16 protein-coding genes and 7 pseudogenes are annotated in these 18,786 nt (G+C 69.2%); 13 read left to right on the plus strand and 10 right to left on the minus strand.

Annotated elements, in window-relative coordinates; translation table 11 throughout:
* Positions 1-3: 3 nt before the first annotated feature.
* Both ACWD6R_RS07665 and ACWD6R_RS07670 read right to left on the minus strand, forming a co-directional pair.
* The gene (locus tag ACWD6R_RS07665; RefSeq protein WP_451817861.1) at positions 4-1,584 is read right to left on the minus strand and encodes an alkaline phosphatase D family protein; all 1,581 of its coding nucleotides are present in this window, start codon (positions 1,582-1,584) and stop codon (positions 4-6) included.
* A 90-nt stretch (positions 1,585-1,674) separates the two neighbouring features.
* A pseudogene (locus tag ACWD6R_RS07670) lies at positions 1,675-1,971 on the minus strand (hypothetical protein); the annotation flags it as partial.
* A 38-nt stretch (positions 1,972-2,009) separates the two neighbouring features.
* On the opposite strand from ACWD6R_RS07670, the pseudogene ACWD6R_RS07675 reads away from it, so the two are divergent.
* The 3 genes and pseudogenes from ACWD6R_RS07675 to ACWD6R_RS07685 all read left to right on the plus strand — a co-directional run.
* Positions 2,010-2,290 (plus strand): annotated as a pseudogene (locus tag ACWD6R_RS07675) (oxidoreductase); the annotation flags it as partial.
* Positions 2,289-2,788, plus strand: a pseudogene (locus ACWD6R_RS07680) (sigma factor); the annotation flags it as partial. The pseudogenes ACWD6R_RS07675 and ACWD6R_RS07680, both read left to right, overlap by 2 nt.
* A 336-nt stretch (positions 2,789-3,124) precedes the next feature.
* Positions 3,125-3,889, plus strand: a complete 765-nt coding sequence (locus ACWD6R_RS07685) for a GntR family transcriptional regulator (protein WP_451817862.1) — start codon at positions 3,125-3,127, stop codon at positions 3,887-3,889.
* 48 nt (positions 3,890-3,937) lie between these two features.
* Here the strand turns inward: ACWD6R_RS07685 and ACWD6R_RS07690 are convergent, their stop codons facing one another.
* The 3 genes from ACWD6R_RS07690 to ACWD6R_RS07700 all read right to left on the minus strand — a co-directional run bounded on the left by ACWD6R_RS07690 (position 3,938) and on the right by ACWD6R_RS07700 (position 7,023).
* On the minus strand, positions 3,938-5,095 hold the full coding sequence (locus ACWD6R_RS07690) for an ROK family protein (RefSeq protein ID WP_451817863.1): 1,158 nt from the start codon (positions 5,093-5,095) through the stop codon (positions 3,938-3,940).
* Positions 5,096-5,195: 100 nt separating this feature from the next.
* Entirely contained in the window at positions 5,196-5,846 is a 651-nt protein-coding gene (locus tag ACWD6R_RS07695; protein WP_451817864.1) for a response regulator, read from the minus strand.
* 4 nt (positions 5,847-5,850) lie between these two features.
* Positions 5,851-7,023, minus strand: coding sequence for a sensor histidine kinase (locus ACWD6R_RS07700; RefSeq protein ID WP_451817865.1), 1,173 nt, complete (start codon positions 7,021-7,023; stop codon positions 5,851-5,853).
* A gap of 108 nt (positions 7,024-7,131) precedes the next feature.
* Here ACWD6R_RS07700 and ACWD6R_RS07705 point away from each other — a divergent pair, with 108 nt between their 5' ends.
* Positions 7,132-8,070, plus strand: coding sequence for an ABC transporter ATP-binding protein (locus tag ACWD6R_RS07705; protein WP_451817866.1), 939 nt, complete (start codon positions 7,132-7,134; stop codon positions 8,068-8,070).
* Positions 8,071-8,072: 2 nt separating this feature from the next.
* A complete protein-coding gene (locus ACWD6R_RS07710; protein ID WP_451817867.1) occupies positions 8,073-8,810 on the plus strand; it encodes an ABC transporter permease in 738 nt (245 codons plus the stop codon).
* A 291-nt stretch (positions 8,811-9,101) separates the two neighbouring features.
* Here the strand turns inward: ACWD6R_RS07710 and ACWD6R_RS07715 are convergent, their stop codons facing one another.
* Complete coding sequence (locus ACWD6R_RS07715) at positions 9,102-9,518, minus strand: mismatch-specific DNA-glycosylase (protein ID WP_451817868.1); 417 nt, start codon at positions 9,516-9,518, stop codon at positions 9,102-9,104.
* 51 nt (positions 9,519-9,569) lie between these two features.
* On the opposite strand from ACWD6R_RS07715, the gene ACWD6R_RS07720 reads away from it, so the two are divergent.
* The 3 genes from ACWD6R_RS07720 to ACWD6R_RS07730 all read left to right on the plus strand — a co-directional run bounded on the left by ACWD6R_RS07720 (position 9,570) and on the right by ACWD6R_RS07730 (position 11,824).
* The gene (locus tag ACWD6R_RS07720; protein ID WP_451817869.1) at positions 9,570-10,400 is read left to right on the plus strand and encodes a hypothetical protein; all 831 of its coding nucleotides are present in this window, start codon (positions 9,570-9,572) and stop codon (positions 10,398-10,400) included.
* Positions 10,401-10,479: 79 nt separating this feature from the next.
* A complete protein-coding gene (locus tag ACWD6R_RS07725) occupies positions 10,480-10,767 on the plus strand; it encodes a site-specific integrase (protein WP_451817870.1) in 288 nt (95 codons plus the stop codon).
* A gap of 244 nt (positions 10,768-11,011) precedes the next feature.
* On the plus strand, positions 11,012-11,824 hold the full coding sequence (locus ACWD6R_RS07730; protein ID WP_451817871.1) for a hypothetical protein: 813 nt from the start codon (positions 11,012-11,014) through the stop codon (positions 11,822-11,824).
* Between the two features lie 104 nt (positions 11,825-11,928).
* Here ACWD6R_RS07730 and ACWD6R_RS07735 read toward each other — a convergent pair whose 3' ends face one another.
* The 3 genes and pseudogenes from ACWD6R_RS07735 to purB form a co-directional block, all read right to left on the minus strand.
* The gene (locus ACWD6R_RS07735; RefSeq protein WP_451817872.1) at positions 11,929-12,687 is read right to left on the minus strand and encodes a class I SAM-dependent methyltransferase; all 759 of its coding nucleotides are present in this window, start codon (positions 12,685-12,687) and stop codon (positions 11,929-11,931) included.
* Between the two features lie 142 nt (positions 12,688-12,829).
* Positions 12,830-12,992: pseudogene (locus ACWD6R_RS07740) on the minus strand (mismatch-specific DNA-glycosylase); the annotation flags it as partial.
* Positions 12,993-13,011: 19 nt separating this feature from the next.
* On the minus strand, positions 13,012-14,454 hold the full coding sequence (gene purB, locus ACWD6R_RS07745; protein ID WP_451817873.1) for an adenylosuccinate lyase: 1,443 nt from the start codon (positions 14,452-14,454) through the stop codon (positions 13,012-13,014).
* A gap of 455 nt (positions 14,455-14,909) precedes the next feature.
* Between purB and ACWD6R_RS07750 the strand changes: the two are divergent.
* The 5 genes and pseudogenes from ACWD6R_RS07750 to ACWD6R_RS07770 form a co-directional block, all read left to right on the plus strand.
* Positions 14,910-15,227: pseudogene (locus ACWD6R_RS07750) on the plus strand (DUF6907 domain-containing protein); the annotation flags it as partial.
* Positions 15,228-15,454: 227 nt separating this feature from the next.
* Positions 15,455-15,883, plus strand: a pseudogene (locus ACWD6R_RS07755) (DDE-type integrase/transposase/recombinase); the annotation flags it as partial.
* A gap of 78 nt (positions 15,884-15,961) precedes the next feature.
* Positions 15,962-17,209: an IS701 family transposase gene (locus ACWD6R_RS07760; RefSeq protein WP_451817874.1), complete on the plus strand. Its 1,248-nt coding sequence runs from the start codon at positions 15,962-15,964 to the stop codon at positions 17,207-17,209.
* A 121-nt stretch (positions 17,210-17,330) separates the two neighbouring features.
* Positions 17,331-17,465, plus strand: a pseudogene (locus tag ACWD6R_RS07765) (IS481 family transposase); the annotation flags it as partial.
* A 9-nt stretch (positions 17,466-17,474) separates the two neighbouring features.
* A complete protein-coding gene (locus ACWD6R_RS07770) occupies positions 17,475-17,942 on the plus strand; it encodes an SRPBCC family protein (protein ID WP_451817875.1) in 468 nt (155 codons plus the stop codon).
* A gap of 190 nt (positions 17,943-18,132) precedes the next feature.
* Here ACWD6R_RS07770 and ACWD6R_RS07775 read toward each other — a convergent pair whose 3' ends face one another.
* On the minus strand, positions 18,133-18,312 hold the full coding sequence (locus tag ACWD6R_RS07775) for a hypothetical protein (protein WP_451817876.1): 180 nt from the start codon (positions 18,310-18,312) through the stop codon (positions 18,133-18,135).
* Positions 18,313-18,786: the final 474 nt, after the last annotated feature.

Below are 18,786 nucleotides of genomic sequence, written 5' to 3' on the forward strand. Positions count from 1 at the left end.
CGCTCACTGTCCGACGCGCCCCGGCTGCAGCACCGTGGTGAACAGCACCGAACCGCCCTGCGCCCGCAGCCGCACCGTCAACTCGCCGCTGTCCCCGTCGATGTCGACCTCACCGAAGAACTGCGGCGACTCCATCGGCGACACGTTCGCCCGGTCGGGCGCCCGCAGGAAGACCTGGTCGGGGCCGAAGGTGTTGTCGAGTGCGTTGGCGGGGAATCCACCGGCGGCCAACGGCCCCGACACGAACTCCCAGAACGGTGCGAAGTCCTTGAACGCCGCGCGCTCGGGGGCGTAGTGCTGCGCCGATGTGTAGTGCACGTCGGCGGTCAGCCAGACCGTGCCGGTGATCCGGCGGTGCTTGATGAATCGCAGCAGCTCGGCGATCTGCAGCACACGGCCGAGCGGGGCACCGGGGTCGCCCTGCGCCACCGCCTCGAAGTTCGTCGCACCGTCTGTGACGACCAGTCCCAGCGGCATGTCTGCGGCGATCACTTTCCACACCGCGCGGGACCGCGACAGCTCACGCTTGAGCCAGCGGAGCTGCTCGGCGCCGAGGATGCCCGTGGTGTCGTCGGGCTGCCGGCCGGGGGAGTTGGCGTTCCGGAACGACCGCATGTCGAGGACGAACACATCGAGCAGCGGCCCGTGGCGCACCACCCGGTGCACCCGGCCGTCGCCGGACGATTCGTGCAGCGTGGACACCGGGAAGTACTCGCGGAATGCCTGCATCGAGCGCGCTGCCAGCACATTCACGTTCTTCTCGGTGTACCGGGCGTCGTCCAGGATCTGCCCGGGATACCAGTTGTTGCGTACCTCGTGGTCGTCCCACTGGATGATCGATGGCACCTGCGCGTTGAACTTCTTCAGGTTGTCGTCAAGGAGGTTGTAGCGGAAGTTCCCGCGGTACTCGGCGAGCGTCTCGGCGACTTTCGCCTTCTCCTCGGTGGTGATGTTCCGCCAGACCCTGCCGTCGGGCAGCGTCACGCTCGGCTCGATCACACCGTCCGCATAGATGTTGTCGCCGCTGCAGAGGAAGAAGTCCGGGTCGAGGCGGCGCATCTCGTCGTAGACCCGGTATCCGCCGATGTCCGGGTTGATGCCCCAGCCCTGCCCCGCGATGTCGCCGGACCACAGGAAGCGCACCCCGTCCCGGCGCCGGGCAGGCGCGGTACGGAACGTTCCGTACACCGGATCACCGCTCCGGCGCGGATCGTCCGGGTCCGCGAGCGTCACCCGGTAGTGCACCTGCTCGCCCGCCGGAAGTCCGTACAGCGGTGTCGTCCCGGTGAAGTCCGTACCCGGACCGACGAGCGGGCCGTACCAGGTGCGGGCCCGCCGGAACGACTCCGTCGCCGACGTTTCCACGATCATCCGGGCCGGCCGGTCCGCACGCACCCACACCAGGGCGGACGACGCCGTGACATCACCCACCTGAACGCCCCAGCCCGCGCGCGGACGGCCGGACAGGGCGAAAGCGGGGGCCGCCGCTCCCGCCACGGGAAGGGCGAGCGCGGCCGAAGCGGCGAGCGAACCGCGCAGCACCGTGCGGCGGTCGGGCGAAGGGATGCGCGGACGGTACGACATCGAGGTGCCTCCGGGGGCAGCGGGACAGAGATACGGGTGGCCGGTCGACGGGCCCCACCTTTGTGCCCGTCGGCGGCGGGCACACCAACCTCAGATGAACACCGGGCCCCGGCTCCTGTCGATGTCCCGTCCGCGCGTGTCCCGTTGGGCCCGCGCCAGCAGCCGTACGCCGCGCGCGATGTCCGGGGGCGCCAGATGCGCATAACCGCGAACCAGGTTCACCGTGCGGCCCGCAGGGCGCGTGGTGCCGCAGTCGCTGAGCGGCCGCAGCGCGATGCCGCGACCGGCAGCGCGCTGAAGGAACACCGGCTCGGGACCGTACCGTTCGGGCAGGCAGGCGATGATATGAAGACCGGCGGCGATCCCGCTGACCTCGGTGCCGGGGAAGGACGACGCTGATCGACGGCAGGGGCCTGGAGAAGGCCACCGCCGCCCCCACCGGGCCGGACACCGGGGCGCCGACCGACTTCCACCTCGCGCACCTGGCGGCTCCGCCGCCGGCGGCGCGGGCCTGGTGATGGTCGAGGCCACCGGTGTCCGCCCCGACGGGCGCATCAGCCCGTGGGACCTGGGCCTCCGGAACGACCGCCGGCAGGAAGGGTTCGCCCGACTCACCGCGGCGCTCCGCGCACACGGAGCGGTCCCCGCCATCCAGCTCGCGCACGCCGGCCGCGAGGCCTCCGTCGACAAGCCCTGGCTCTCTGATGCTCGGCCGGATCGCCGACGCCGAAGACGTGGTGCAGGAGGCGTGGCTGCGCTGGTCGGCCGCGCCACGCGACGACGTACGGGAGCCGCGCGCGTTTCTCGTGCGGACCACCACCCGCCTCGCCATCGACCGGCTGCGACAGCTGTAGACCCAGGCGCGAGGCCCACGTCGGACCATGGCTGCCCGAACCTTTGTCACCGACTTCGGACCTGCCGTGCCCGACACTGCCGAGCAGGCCGTCCTCGCGGACTCCGTGTCCGTCGCCGTGCTGGTCGTCCTCGAATCGCCCTCCCCGCTGGAGCGCGCCGTCTTCGTCCTGCGCGAGGCCTTCGGCTTCCCGTACGGAGAGATCGCCACGACGCTCGACAGGACCGAGGCCGCGGTGCGCCGGGCGCGCGGCGGCACGTGGAGGAGCGCAAGCCGCGTTACGACGTCGACCCGGCCCAGCGCCGCGACCTCACCGAACGGATTCTTGCCGTGGCGGCGGGCGGCGACATCGTATATCGTCCGCAACCCTGACAAGCCAACCTGGCCGTCGCATAGCCACCCGTTCCGACGCCCTGCCTGGCCGAAGCCCCACGGACCCTCCTTGAGTTCTAGTGGTCGTCGCAACACCCCAGCTCAGGGGATGCGATGGACTTCGAGATCCGGGAGGACCGGCACCGGAAGGGGCGCCGTCTGACGCGCGAGCGGGAGGCCCCCGATTCGCAGCGTGACGGAACAAGGATTGGTCTTGACCAAGGGGGTGTGCCGCCCTATGGTCTCAACGTTAAGACAGGAACCTTTAATAAATAACGTCGCGGAAAAAGACGCTGGGTGATTGCGGAGGACAGGGTGGGCACCACGCAGCTGAAATCGGTGCAGGAGCCGAAGTACTGGCACCTCAAGACCGTCCTCAGTGAGGCACTCGACTCGGACTTTGCGGTGGGAGAGATCCTGCCCAACGAGCGCGAGCTCGCAGCCAGGTTCGGCGTCGCCCGGGCAACGCTCCGACAGGCTCTGGAGCAGCTCGAACTCGAAGGCAGGCTGCAGCGCCGCCGCGGCGTGGGGACCACTGTCGCCCCGCCGCGCGTGGGCGTCGCCGTCTCGACCGCGCAGCACGACTGGACGGGCGGCGCCGACGAGGCCTGGCAGCCCATCGGCTGCACGACCGCGACAGCGCCCGCCCCGGTCCTCGCCATGCTCGACGTGGAGAGCGACGAGCCGGTGCACATCGTTCGCCGGCTCCGGGTCACTCAGGGGCAGCCGGTCGCTGCGGAATTGCTGTACGTGCCGTCGGCGTCCGTGCCTGAACTGTCCGCGATCGAGACCCCGTCGGGTGCCGCCCGCGCCCGCAGCGTCGTGCGGGAACTGCACCGTCTCGGCCTCGACGGCCAGGACCGCTCGGTGGAGCTCGGCTCCGCGCGAGCGGACGACGCCAAGGAGCTCGACCGGCTCCCCGGCGCACCGGTCCTCGTCGTCACCACCCGTTACCTCGCGGCGGGCGGCACGGCTGCGGTCTCCGTCGCCACCTACCGGGCCGACACGTGCCGACTCACCTTCGGTGACTCCGGCGACCTGGAGTTCAGCCACCCCGGCCAGGAGCGCCACGCGTCCTGAGCCCGGCCGGTCCCGCCGGCTTCGAACGCAGCGAACGGCCCGTCGCGCTCAGCGGCGGGCCGTCACCGATCCCTCCACGGCGAAGAGCTGCTCCTCGACATGGGCGAGCGCCAGCCGCAGGGCGCCCGTGGCCACGGCCGCCTCGCCCAGCAGCGACAGCGCGACCCGCGGCGGCCGGAGACAGTACCGGGCCAGCTCACCGCGGAGCGGATCCAGCACTCCGTCCAGCCCGGCGGCCCAGCCGCCGATGACCACCAGCTCCGGGTCGAGCGCCAGCACCAGCGCCGCCACATCGTGCACCAGCCGCTGGATGAACCGCTCCACCGCAGCCTGAGCCCGCACATTGCCGTGCCGGGCCTCCGCGAACACCGCGGCGACCGCCTGCTCGTCCAGCGGATCCAGCGGCGTGTCCGTCGTCGACAGCAGCTTTTCCGGTGTGGCCTCGCGGCCCAGCAGATGGAGTGCGCCGATCTCGCCCGCTGCACCGCCGTAACCACGATGCAGCCGTCCGCCGATCAGCGAACCGGCCCCCGGGCTCAGCCCCGCCAGGACGAACACGATGTCGTCCGACTCGGTCGCGGCACCCTTCCAGTGCTCGGCCACCGCCGCGGCGTTCGCGTCGTTCTCCACGAGCACCGGACAGCGGAAGGAGCGCCGCAGCCGCTCACCGAGCGCGAGACCGGTCCAGTCCGGCAGCGCGGTGCCCAGGCGTACGGTCCCGTCGGCCTCCACGATCCCCGGACTGCCCACCCCGACCGCACGCAGACTGCTCCGGGCCACCCCCGAGCGCCGCAGCAGATCGGCGACGACGGCCCTCACCCGGTCGAGCCGGTCGTCCGCGGAAGCCGTCTCCGACACCTCGCGCGAACCGGCGCCGATGATCCTGCCGTCCAGCCCCGACAGAAGTGCGGAGACGCGGTGCGGGCCGATCTCGATGCCGAGCAGATGTCCCGCCTCGGCGCGGAACCGGAACCTGCGGGCCGGCCTGCCCTGACGTCGGACCTCACCCTCGTCGGGCACCGATTCGACGACCAGACCGGCCTCGAAAAGCCCCTCGACGACGCCCTCGACCGTTGGCCGGGACAGACCCGTGATGCGAGTCAGGTCCGTGAGCGTGGGGGAGTGGGCGCCCCTGAGGGCATGAAGTACCACCGCGGAATTGATCCGTCGCAACAGCGACGGGTCCCCACCGGTCAACCGGCCCACGGTGTGTCCTCCCAGCTCGCGAGCATGTCAGGCGGATCGTACTCGCTGCCCGGAAGCGGAGCGACCGTAACCCGGAACAGGGATCCGGGCGCCGTCGGCGTCAGCCCGGAGCCACGAACCCTGACTCGTACGCGGCGATCACCGCCTGCGTCCGGTCCCTGGCCCCCAACTTGGCCAGTACGGCGCTGACATGGGTCTTCACCGTCTCGACACCGACCACCAGCTTGGCGGCGATCTCCGCATTGGACAGTCCCTGGGCCATCAAACGGAGCACCGCCTCCTCCCGCTCGGTGAGCGCCGCGCGCTCCATGGCCGCCTTGGCCTTGCTCGTCCCGTACTCGGCGGCGAGCTGCCGGACCGCGGCCGGGAAGAGCAGTGACTCGCCCTCGGCGACCAGACGCACCGCATGCACGATCTCCGAGGGCCGGGCCCGCTTGAGCAGAAAACCGTCCGCCCCGGCGCGCAGCGCCTCGTACACGTACTCGTCGTTCTCGAACGTGGTCACCACCAGGATCTTCGGCGGATCCGGCACCGTGCGCAGCACCACCCGGGTTGCCTCGATGCCGTCCATCAAGGGCATGCGCACGTCCATCGCCACCACATCGGGGCGCAGTCGGCGCAGCAGCGGGATCACTGCGGCACCGTCGGCGGCCTCGCCCACCACCTCGATATCGGGCTGGGCCTCAAGCACCGCACGCAGTCCCGCGCGCACGAGGGGTTCGTCGTCGACCAGAAGAACGGTAACCGGCATCCGGTCAGCTTAGGCCGTCCAGCGGGAGGCTCGCGTGCACCCTCCACTCGCCGTCGTACGGACCGGTCTTGGCCTTTCCGCCCAGGAGCGCGGCCCGCTCACGTATGCCCCGCAGTCCGCTGCCGCCGCCCGGAGTACCTGTCGACCCGGTGAGCGGATTGGTCACCTCAAGCTCCAGCCAGCCGTCCGCGACCGTGATCCTCACCCGCACGGGGACGGACCCGGAGTGACGCAGCACATTGGTGAGGGACTCCTGCAGGATCCGGTACCCCTCGCGGGACACCGGTCCCGGCACCAGCTCCACCGGACCGGAGACCTCGGCATCGACCTTCGCCCCCGAACCGCGCGCCGAGTCCAGCAGCCGGTCCGCCTCGGCGAGTGTCGGCCGCTGTCCCACCGGTGCTTCCGATTCCCGCAGGACCCGGAGCACCCGCTCCAGATCGTCCAGTGCCGCCCGGCCCGTCTCCTCGATCGCGGCCAGTGCCCGCTCGGTGAACGCCGGATCGTTCGCCGCCCGCGCCGCACCCGCCTGGACGACCGCCACGGTCAGGGCGTGCCCGATCGAGTCGTGCAGCTCGCGCGCAATGCGATTGCGCTCCAGCAACTGCTCGGTGCGCTCCTCCAGCGCGGTCAACCGCTCCACCGGTGACGGACCGAGCAGTCGCCGCGCCGCCGCCGTGATCACCTCACCGCATATCACGACAACTGCGAGCAACAGGAGAAGAGGCACGGGTGCAAGCAGCGCGTACCACCAGTGCGGCTCCACCCCGCGGATCAGCCAGTCGTCGCTCGGGCCCGAACCCGACGCGGTGAGGACGAGGTCAACTGCCGTGGCGGACAACCACATCGTCGCGTACCCCGCGACCACCGAGAGCAGCAGCCGCACCTCCAGCCAGACCACGGTCCGCCAGCGGGCCGCCCAGGTCTCCGCCGGAGCCGCGGAGATCGCTGCGTCGGGTCTGCCGCGCTCCGACGGCATCAGCAACAGCTGGGCCTGAACCCCCTCGGCGAGCCGCATTCCGGGGACCAGGCCCACGGGCACGGCAAAGATCACGAGGGCCCATGGGGTGTCCATGGAGATGAACAGCCACACGCTGCAGGCCGCCCACGGAATGAGCATGTGCAGCCAGCGGGTGTAGGTGACTGGCTCGGTCAGCGGACGGAGAAGGCGGCGCATGCCGCCATCGTGCCAGCCGTCGCGAACGTGACGGCTCCCCCGAGCGAGGGAGATGATCCCCTCCGGCGGGGGAGGGCGGGAATGGGGTGAGGCCGCCAGGCTGAGGACATGACCAGCATCGACGTCCATGAGCTCACCAAGGAATACGGCGCGACCCGCGCAGTGGACCGCCTCACGTTCAGTGTGCGACCCGGCCGGGTCACCGGTTTCCTCGGCCCGAACGGCGCCGGCAAGTCCACCACCATGCGACTCGTCCTCGGCCTGGACCGGCCGACCGGTGGTACGGCCACTGTCGGCGGGCAGACTTACGCCGCACTCGACCATCCGCTGCGCCGGGTCGGCGCGTTGCTCGATGCCCAGGCCGCCCACGGTTCGCGGACCGCGCGGAACCATCTGCTGGCTCTCGCGACGAGCAACGGCCTTGCTGCCGGCAGGGTCGAGGCGGTTCTGGAGGAGGCGGGGCTCGGCCGGGTCGGCGGCCACCGGATCAAGACGTTCTCGCTGGGTATGCGACAGCGCCTCGGCATAGCGGCTGCTCTGCTCGGCGACCCGGACGTCGTCATGCTGGACGAACCGTCGAACGGGCTGGATCCGGAAGGCATCATCTGGATCCGGGAGCTGATGAAACGGCTGGCCCGCGAAGGCCGCACGGTTCTCGTCTCCAGTCACCTGATGAACGAGACGTCGTCGTTCGCCGACCACCTCGTGGTCCTCGGCCAAGGCAGACTCCTTGTCGACCAGCCGACGCAGGAATTCCTCGACTCCCGCAGCCGCCCGCGCGTGCGCGTACGCACGACGGAGCCGGGTCGGCTCCGCGACGTGCTGACCGGCAAGGGACACGAGCTCGTACAGAGCGACGACGGGCGCTGGATCGTCGAGGGCGCCAGGGCGGAGGAGGTTGGCGCCATCGCCGCCTTCGAGGGCATCCCCATTCTTGAACTCATCGACGAACAGGCCACTTTGGAGCAGGCCTATCTCGATCTCACGGCCGATGCGACGGAATTCGCGTCCGCAGCAGCGTCACCCGCTACCCGTCAGGAGGCCTGACCATGTCGACCACCGACGTGCTCCGTTCCGAATGGATCAAGATCAGATCAGTACGGTCCGTGGCCGGTTCCTTGATGGCGGTCTTCCTGGTGACACTCGCTGTCACCCTGCTCGCCTTCGCCACCGTTGGTCAGGCCGAGGCGGAGAACGCGGACACCGACCTGGTCTTCGGCGCCTTCTACGCACTGAACTTCGGCCAGATCGCTGCCATCAGCTTCGGCGCCACAGCGCTCTCCTCCGAGTATCTGAATGGTGCCTTGCGGATATCGCTCGTGGCGGTGCCACGCCGTGACCTCTTCTACGCGGCGAAGATGACCCTCATCGGCGCGCTCGCCCTGGTGGTCGGGCTCGCCACCAGCTTTACCGCGTTCTTGGTGGGCCAGCTGTTCATGGGGAAGTACGCGATCGGTCTGGGCGAACCCGGAGCTCTCCGAGCCGCCTTCGGCGGCGGCATATACCTCGCCCTCATGGCCCTGTTCGCCGCCGGCCTGACGGTGCTGCTGCGCAGCGCCGTCGCCGTCCTCAGTCTGCTCATCCCGTTCATCCTGATCGTCTCCTTCGTGGTCGGAGACATCGCGGGCGGCGTCGCGCAATATCTGCCCGACCGGGCCGGACAGTTGGTACTGCACCAGAATCCGGAGGGCAGTCTGGGGCCATGGGCAGGGCTGGCCGTCACGGCCGGCTGGGCAGGCCTCGCGCTGCTCGCCGGTTGGTGGGCGATGAGGCGCAGGGACGCCTGAGGACCGATGTCCCGTGGCTTGGTGGGGCACATCGGGAGGTGGTCGCGAAAAGGGGCCGGGAACGGCGCCGGGCATGGGCGAGAGAGGCTGAAAGCCCCTCAAGGCTCATGCCGGGGAACCTGTTGTCAGTGCCGGGCGGTTGACCACCGTCCATCACCTCCGCGCATCGACGGGGTGCTCATCGAGCCTCGGAGGTAAGGACGCGGGTGCCGCCGGCCCTGCAGCCCCCGCCCCCTGACGTCAAATCCCCCGAGCCCCGCAGACCTCTGGTGCTCGCTTCCGCAGTCCGGTTCAGTCCGAACGGTTGGGAGTGGTGACGTCAGCTGCCGCGCGGAGGCGCCCGTACTCCGCGGCCATGCTCTGAGCGGTCCAGCGGGCGTTGAGGCCGCTGGGGTTGGGCAGGGCCCACACGCGGGCACTGCCGATCGTCCGGTCCTGCGGGCCGATCTGTGCGCGACGCTCGCCGAAGGCGGTGCGGTAGGTGGTGACCCCCACCACCGCCAGCCACTGCGGGCGCAGTTGCTCGACCTTGGCTGTGAGGATCAGACCGCCCTCGCGGAACTCCTCGGCGGCCAGCTCGTCTGCTCTCGCTGTGGCCCGGGCGACCACATTGGTGATGCCCAGACCGTAGGTCAGCAGCTCGTGCTGTTCCGAGGGCTTCAACTGGCGGGGAGTGAAGCCGGACAGATGCACAGTTATCTGCACCATCTCTGCTCGTTGATCCCCATGATGGTTCCCGAGATCAACGAGGAGAGTGAAGTGGATCTACGACATGAACTGATGGAGGGGCGGGCGGAGCTTCCCCGCGTGGGGGCGGTGCTTCCGGCGCGGGGCATCCATCCTCCGTACATCGTCGTCAATGGGTACGACGACGAGATCGAGCCGATCACCGCGTATCTGCGCGACCTGGCGTTGAACGACAGCAGTCCGCTCACGGTCCGCAGCTATGGGTACGGGCTGCTGCGCTGGTTCCGCCTTCTGCGGTTGCTCGGTGTGGTGTGGGAGAAGGCGACCGAAGCGGAGACGGCCGTGCTGACCGGGTGGCTGCGGTCGGCGGCGAATCCCCAGCGTCAGCGGAAGTCGGCCGGAGCCGCTGCCCCGGGCTCGGTGAATCTGCGCACCGGCAAGCCGGTCCTGCGGGTCGGGTACGCGCCACGGACGATCAACCACGCGCTGTCGGTGGTGAGCGGGTTCTACGAGTTTCACGCGCACCAGGGCAACGGCCCGGTCGCCAACCCCGTCCCTGTTTCGCCGCAGCGGCGTCGTGTCCTGGCTCACCGCAGTCCGCTGGAGCCCAAGCCGGTACTCGGCCGGGCCCGGCTGCGGCAGAAGGTCGCCGACCGGCCGCCTCGGTCGATCCCTGATCGGCTGTGGGACGAGCTGTTCGAGCGGATGGGCTGCGAACGCGATCGCGCGTTGCTGGAGTTCTACGTCTCCAGCGGGGCCCGCGCCGAGGAACTGCTCGGTGTCGGCATCGGCGACCTCGACTGGGCCGGTCAGAAGATCTATGTGATCTCCAAGGGCACACGCGAGCGCCAGGCCGTCCCGGCCTCACCGCAGGCGTTCGTGCGCTTGGCCCGATACCTCTGACGAGATCGGCACCCCGCCAGCGGACGAGCCGCTGTGGCGAACCCGCCGCGGGGCTGACCGGCCGATGTCCTACTGGGCAATGCGCAGGATCCTCCAGCGCGCGAATGAGGCCCTGGGCACCAACTGGACCCTGCACGATCTGCGGCATACCGCTGCCAGCCGCATGGCCAACGGCGGCAAACTGACCCTGCCGGAAGTGCAGGCCGTACTGCGCCACGCCAACATCCAGACCACCAGCCGGTACCTGGCGGTGCGTGTCGAGGAGATCTTCGACAAGCTCAACGAGTACTACAACACCACGCGCGTTGAGCGGAGTTACCCCACCGGCTACGACGCTGACGACATCGCGGCGGTGTTCGGTGCCTGAGACCCAGTTCCGTACCACCGGCCTCAGCCGTCGCCACGGCCCGGTAGCCGAGGGCCTCCAGTTCCCCAGCCGCTTCGTCGGCGGCCCCATCACGCCCGAACCCGCCGTTGCGGCCACCTTGCCTCGACCGCATGGGGAGTTCGCCACAGCCTTCGTCTTGCTCCTGTCACATCTGGCTGGCTCCTCCTCGATTTGGCCCGAAACACCCCGCGCTACCCGCCTGAACTGGAAGAACTCCACCCGAGTGCTGCTGGGATACCTCCTCGACTTCAGCGGGGACACGTGGCAGCAACGATGGGATGCCAGTCCACTCGGCCAAGGACAGATCGCCGCCGACGAAGTGGGATCGCGCCGGACCACAGGCATCGGCGTCATCGCCGGCATCCGGGCTCTCTACTGTCTCCGCGTCGTCCAGCCGACCCCGCTCGCCTTCCGGCGCAACCCGCTGCCCAACTACGGGGCAATGTTCATTGCCACTCAGGAGGATCAACATCTGAACGAGTACGCCGAGCAGGTGGGCGTCCACCAGTTTCGCCAGGTGCACCGCCGCGACGCCATCAACGAGTTGTGCATGCTGCTGACCGTTCAGGGCGTCGCCGTCAGCGATGTCACCCCCGCCGCGTTGCTGCACTTCACCCATGAGAACCGGAAGGCGCGCTGCATTCTGCAACCTGGAAGCCAGGCGTCCAACCGGCTGATCGGCCGTGGCGTCTGGAACGTTCTGCACGTGATGGGTCACTTCCCGCCCTCCACACCCGAGTCGATGCGGGCCGCCCTGCTACGCGGGCAGCGCAGCATCGAGGAACTCCTCGACCAGTACGAAGTCTCCAATCAAGCCGTGCGCGGCCTGCTCATCGAATACTTCACTCGCCGCAAGGCCGACACCGACTACGCCACCCTCAAGGACCTCATCTGCAAGCTCACCCGCCACTTCTGGAAGAACATCGAGACGATCAACCCGGGCAAGGCCGACCTGCGGATCTCGCCCGAGGACTACACGACCTGGCGCCAGATGATCACCGTCAAAGACGACGGCACTCCACATCGGCACCGATGAGGAAGCCGCCTTCTGGGAGTGGGCCACCGTCGAGACCCTGCGTCGACCAGCCGTCGACCTCGGCATCCCCACACCCCGCAGGAAGGAGAATCAGTGACAGGCACCTACCGGTGGTGGGCGATCGTGATGATCTCCCGGCTGGAGGCAGTGACCGGTTCCCGGTCCCAGTTGCCGTACTGTGCTTCGATCTCAAAGCCCGCCTCGGCGAGGAACTCGCCGAGTGCTGCAACGCCGAGAAACCGCAGGCTTTCGCTGAGGACCCGCAGCACCGTGCCATCCGGCCGGGCCACCGTCCCACGGATCGTGACCACGTCGCCGACGACGGAGTCGACGTCGTGCCAGTACCGCAAGGCACTGCCGGCCTCGTCGACGACGTCGACCACGTCATCCGGGTTCGAAGGAGTCCAACCTTCCCAAGCCCGTGCCTGCGGATGCCTCGTCTCGAAGACGAAACGTCCACCTCGGCGCAAGGCGCCATAGATCGCGGCGAGCGAAGCGCGCACGTCATGATCAGTGACCAGGTCCTGGAAAGCATGGCCGGTCATCGTTGCGAGATCGAAGCCGGCGCCGCTCTCCGCCTCCGCCGCAGTGCCCTCCACCCACTCAACATCAGCCCGGCGCCGGGCCCGGTCCAGCGCCGCCTGGTCCGGGTCCAGGCCGACCAGCCGACCACGATGGCCACGCTCACGAGCAAGACGCAGCATGGCGCCGGTGCCACAACCGACGTCCAAGACCGACTTCGCGCCCATGACGAACGGGAAGTAAAAGCGGTCGTCGGACCTCTGGTCGGGATCCCACGGGTTCAGTACGTCGTACAGCGCGGCGGCGTCAGCATCTGAGAACACCGCGACAGTGTCTGCCACCCACCGCCTGACAACAACCGATTAATTCCGCAGCGGACGCCGGACCCGCTTGCCACACCAGCCACACCCACCGCTCCCTCGCCAACGGAGAGTCCCCTGCCCAGCCACATGCCCCTCGTCACCCTTTCGAGTGAAGTGCAGAGAAGGAGCACCGGCCAGAAGCGGTTGCCGGGGCGGGCGAAAAGGTAGCCCGTGGCGTTCGTTATTAGGCTCGGGTTGATTCCGCAGAACCGCACGCGCAGGCCGCCCGCGACCACATCGGGAACGATGCGGTCGCGCGCGGCCTGGAGCTCTTCGGGTGTCATCCGGCGACGGTTCCGACTGTCAGAGGATCGAGCCCGGCGTGTATCCCGCAGCCTCGGGGTGCTGCTTGGTGATCTCCTCGATCCGGGCGACGAGCGCGGTGACCTGGTCGCCGGCCGCTCCCGTGAAAGAGAGCTTGTCGGCCATCAGCGCGTCCAGCTGCTCCCGGTCCAGCGGGATGCGGCCGTCGGCGGCGAGCTTGTCGAGCAGCTCGTTGCGCTCCGTGCCCTGCTCGCGCATGGCCAGAGCGGCGGCGACCGCGTTCTCCTTGATGGCCTCGTGGGCGACCTCGCGGCCGACACCGGCGCGCACCGCGCCCATCAGTACCTTGGTCGTGGCGAGGAACGGCAGGTACCGGTCCAGTTCGCGGGCCACGACCGCCGGGAACGCCCCGAACTCGTCGAGCACCGTGAGGAAGGTCTCCAGCAGACCGTCGAACGCGAAGAACGCGTCCGGCAGCGCCACCCGGCGGACTACGGAGCAGGACACGTCGCCCTCGTTCCACTGGTCGCCCGCCAGTTCGCCCGTCATCGAGGCGTAGCCGCGCAGGATCACCATCAGTCCGTTGACGCGTTCGCAGGACCGGGTGTTCATCTTGTGCGGCATCGCGGACGAGCCGACCTGACCCGGCTTGAATCCCTCGGTCACCAGCTCGTGCCCAGCCATCAGCCGGATCGTCTTCGCGACCGACGAGGGCGCGGCGGCCAGCTGCACCAGTGCGGTCACGACGTCGTAGTCGAGCGAGCGGGGGTAGACCTGGCCGACCGAGGTGAACGCCTGTCCGAAGCCGAGGTGGCCGGCGATGCGCTGCTCCAGGTCGGCGAGCTTGGCGGCGTCACCGCCCAGCAGGTCGAGCATGTCCTGCGCCGTGCCGACGGGGCCCTTGATGCCCCGCAGCGGGTAGCGGCCCAGCAGGTCCTCCAGCCGGCCGTACGCCACCAGCAGCTCGTCCGCCGCGGTCGCGAAGCGCTTGCCGAGCGTGGTCGCCTGGGCGGCGACATTGTGGGAGCGGCCGGCGATGACCAGCTCGCCGTATTCGCCCGCAAGCCTGCCGAGCCGGGCCAGGACGGCCACGGTGCGGTCGCGCATGAGCTCCAGCGAGAGCCGGATCTGCAGCTGCTCGACGTTCTCGGTGAGGTCCCGGGAGGTCATGCCCTTGTGGACCTGCTCGTGCCCGGCGAGAGCGTTGAACTCTTCGATCCGTGCCTTGACGTCGTGCCGGGTGACCTTCTCGCGTTCGGCGATGGAGGCGAGGTCGACCTGGTCGAGGACGCGCTCGTAATCGGTGAGGGCGGCGTCGGGTACCTCGATCCCGAGGTCCTTCTGAGCGCGCAGCACCGCCAGCCAGAGCTGGCGCTCCAGCTTCACCTTCTGCTCGGGGGACCAGAGGACGGCCAGCTCCGTGGAGGCATAGCGGCCGGCCAGGACATTGGGGATGCGAGGCTTCGCAGACACAGCAGTCACGTGTCCAGAGTTTACCTGTCGTCCTCAGTGGTTCGTGAGTGTCCTCAAAGTCCATAAAGTCCAGGTCGGGGGCTCCTGGACCACCGTCTCGCACACAGTGTGTGAGACACGCGTGAGAGGAAACGGCCCCGGGCCGGTGATTCCAGCACCGCCGGGGCCTTGAGGCGAAACCCTTCCGATCAAGGGAGCCGAACCCATGCAAGAACGTAGCCTGAGCGCCGAGCCGGGCAGCCTCCTCGCGGCTGTCCTCGAAGCACTCGCCATCCCCGCGCCGGCCACGAGAAGACGTCCGTCCGCATCCCGACCGCGTCGTGCACGCCCGGGTCGCCCTGGAGCGGGTCCAGCAGGGCGACGACTTTGGTTGGTCTGCGGACTACCTGCGGGCCCGTCTTGACGAGCACTCCTCCTCTGGGTACTGCCACTGGGGTGCTGCGGGGAAGGAGGCAGGCAGGCCGATGAGCGCGCCGCGCACCGTCAGGGTGCCGGCCCTTGACCACGGCCCGGTCAGCCGCTCCTGCCCGGCTTGGTGCACCAGCCACACCGAGCACCCGGTCGAGTGCTGGGTCGTCCGCGCCCACGCCGGCGCCGAGGGCGTCATGACCCACGACGGCGAACCGCTCCGCTTTGCGGAGCTGGTGCAGTACCCGTACCGTCGCTGCGCCCGCCGGTACGGGGGTGTCTACGTCGAACCGTTCGGGTTCGCCCGGACACCGGCGTCGGCCGAGCTGGCCGCGGCGCTCGTCGACCACGCCGCGCAGCTGTGGGCCCTCGCTCGTCATCTCAGCACCCTCCGCGCTGCCGAGGGAACCAGTGAAGCGGATCGACGCGGTCGCCGCTCTCACGGCCGCGGCCGTGAGCGTCGTCCACACCGGTGCCGGATTCTGGCAGGGCGCGTGAGACGACGAAGCCCCGCCGGATATCCGGCGGGGCTTCGTGACGCGGCGGGCTACGACGGCGTGCAGCGTCCGGCGCGGGCACCGTTGTGTTCCGGCTCTCCGCTTTTGAGCACGGGGAGCTGGTGCACGTGGACATCAAGAAGCTCGGCAACATCCCCGACGGCGGCGGCCACAAAGCACTGGGCCGCCAGGCCGGCCGCAAGACCCGGTCCAGGGCCGGCTACAGCTACATCCACACCGCCGTCGACGACCACTCCCGCCTCGCCTACAGCGAGATCCGCACCGACGAGAAGAAGGAAACCGCCACCGCCTTCTGGCAACGGGCCCACGCATTCTTCACCTTGTGCGGGATCACCGTCGAGCGGGTCCTGACCGACAACGGCGCCTGCTACAAGTCCCACACCTGGCGCAACACCCTCGCCGCGGCCGGGATCACCCACAAACGAACCCAGCCCTACCGGCCGCAGACCAACGGCAAAGTCGAACGCCTCAACCGCACCCTGCTCGACGAATGGGCCTACGCAAAGCCCTACTAGTAGGGCTTTGTTAGGTACCCCAACTGCCGTGCGTCGCTTAGCGTGTGATCTTCTATCAGGGTGACCCCTGGGGAGATGGACGAGGTGCGCCCGCGTTTGGAGGCGTTCGCGGAGGAGATGCTTGGTTCTCTGGCCCAGCGGGATCAGCGGGCCAAGGGCGAGCTGTACCTGCGCGGGCTGATGCTGGACGGCAAGCGCAAGTCGATGCAGCCGATGGCCGAGCGCCTGGGCGTGGACCACCAGCAGCTCCAGCAGTTCGTGTCGTCCTCGACCTGGGACTGGGCCAAGGTCCGTGAGCGGCTGGCTCGTTGGGGTGCCGCGAACATCGCGCCGGAGGCGTACGCCATCGACGATGTGGGCTTTCCCAAGGACGGCTACGACTCTCCGGGGGTGGCGCGGATGTACTGCGGCGCGCTGGGTAAGCGCGGCAACTGCCAGATCGGCGTCAGTGTCAACCTGGTCAGCGACCGCGCCTCCTCGGCGGTCAACTGGCGCCTGTTCCTGCCCGAGAGCTGGGACGACACCAAGAACACCGGCGATGCGCTGCTGGCCGGGGCGATCCAGCGCCGACGCGCCAAGGCGGCCATCCCCGACAGCGAGCGGCACAAGGAGAAGTGGCGCCTGGCCCTGGACATGCTCGACGAGGTCCGCGAGGACTGGGAACTGCCCGACCTGCCGGTGGTCGCCGACGCCGGATACGGCGACGCGACCGGCTTCCGCGAGGGCCTGACCGAGCGCGGCCTGGCCTACGCCGTCGCGGTGAAGGGCACCACCACCGCCTACCCGGGCGGCACCGCCCCCGAGCGCCCGCCCTACAGCGGCCAGGGCCGCCCGCCCGGACCGGCCTACCCCGCCCCGCACACCACTCTGTGCCAACTCGCCCTGGACACAGGGCGATCGGCGGCACGAACCGTGACCTGGCGCCAGGGAAGCAAGGCCACGAAGCACAACCCCCGCGCCGAGATGCGCTCGCGGTTCCTGGCGCTGCGGGTCCGACCCGCAAACCGGACGATCCGCCGCGCCGCCGACGGCTCCCTGCCCGAGTGCTGGCTGCTGGCCGAATGGCCGCCCGGCGCCGCCGAGCCCACCGACTACTGGCTGAGTACCCTGCCTGCCGACACCCGGCTGCGCGAACTGGTCCGCATCGCCAAGATCCGCTGGCGCGTCGAACACGACTACCGCGAGCTCAAGGACGGTCTGGGTCTGGACCACTTCGAGGGCCGCAACTTCCCCGGCTGGCACCGCCACGTCACCCTCGCCTCCCTCGCCCAGGCGTTCTGCACCATGCTCAGGCTCGACCCAAAAGCGCCTGCGCCGGCCTGACCCTCTACGCGGTCCTCCGCGAACTCCAGGCCCTCCGGGCCACCTGGACCGGCGCCTGCTCGATATGCGGCCAATCCACACCGACACCAGAACCACACCACGGGACCTAACAAAGCCCTACTACCACTCAGAACAAGAACGACGAGATGCGTTCCCCCAATGGCTGTACACCTACAATCACCACCGCGGACACACCGCACTCAAAGGCCAACCACCCGCCAGCCGCGTCCCCAACCTCACAGGGCAATACACCTAGACTCGGGCCATGGACAGGACCGATCGCGCCAGCCGGGTGATCGCGGCACCACCGGCGACTGTCTACGGCGCTCTCCTCGACCGGCACTCCCTTGAGGCTTGGTTGCCGCCGGACGGCATGCGCGGGCGGGTCGAGCGGTGGGATCCCCGGCCTGGTGGCGGGTTCCGGATGGTCCTCACCTACCTCGACCCCACCGGCAGCCCCGGCAAGACTTCAGATGCGACGGATGTCGTTGATATCGGGTTCGCCGACCTGGTGCCACCAGAACGCGTGGTGCAGCGGGCGGTGTTCGACGCCGACGACCCGTCCTACGCGGGCACCATGACGATGACCTGGCACCTCGCTGCCGTCGGCGACGGGACCGAGGTGACCGTCACTGCCACGGACGTGCCACCCGGCATCGACCAAGCGGTACATGAGGCCGGGATCGCCTCCTCGCTGGCCAACCTCGCGTCGTACGTCGAAGGGGCCGACTGACTCAGGTCAGCTGCGATCGTCTGGTCGTGGACGTCCGCAATAACCGCGCCCATGGCTCAGCCGGGGCGAGTTCGTCCAGATCGTGCGGTTCGTACAAGAGCGGGCCTCTTTCAGCGGTGGAGGGGACGCGGTGCCCGCTGTGGTGAGGCCGTCTCTTTGGAGATCGGGACCGACGGTTCGGCCGGGAGGTTCATCCGGTGGGCGTCGGCCGGTGATGCGCCCGGGCCCGCGCCACCAGGGCGGCGGGCTCGGGGCGTGCCTGCAACGCCTTCAGGATCAGCAGCCGCCACCGGTGCAGCCGGTCGGGGAGGTCCTCATGCTCCGCCATCTCCTCGGTGAGGTCGTACAGCCCGAAGAACGCGCACACCAAGGTCGTGGCGGTGCCCGACGGTTCGACTTCGTCGGCCAGTTCGCCCTCGGCGCGCGCCTCGGCCAGAAGGCGCGTGACGGCAGCCGTCCGGTCCGTACTCCGGTGACAAGATCTGCGTCACGGTGCGTGCGGCCAACAAGTACGGCGCCTCTGCCTGGGCGGAGACCTTGTGCGACACGGTGCCCTACTAACGCTGGTTTGCTGGTGTTCGCCCTTGCCCACGTCCAGGCCGAGGAAGACGTCGATGTCGCCGGTGTCGATCACGTGCAGGCCCCTCCACTCACGCTTTCGTCCGGCCTGCCACGGCACCGAGCTGCCACATCCACGTTACGGAGAGCTCTTCCGGCTCGGGTGAAGCCGGTGCTCAAGCCCCTCATCAGCGGTCTGTCGATGCCTCCGGGCCCGGTGACACCACCCCGGATCATCACCAAAAGGAGGCGGAAGTCATGCGGGACCCGAAGGTCGGAGGCCCCA

Source organism: Streptomyces sp. NPDC005151, assembly GCF_053599875.1.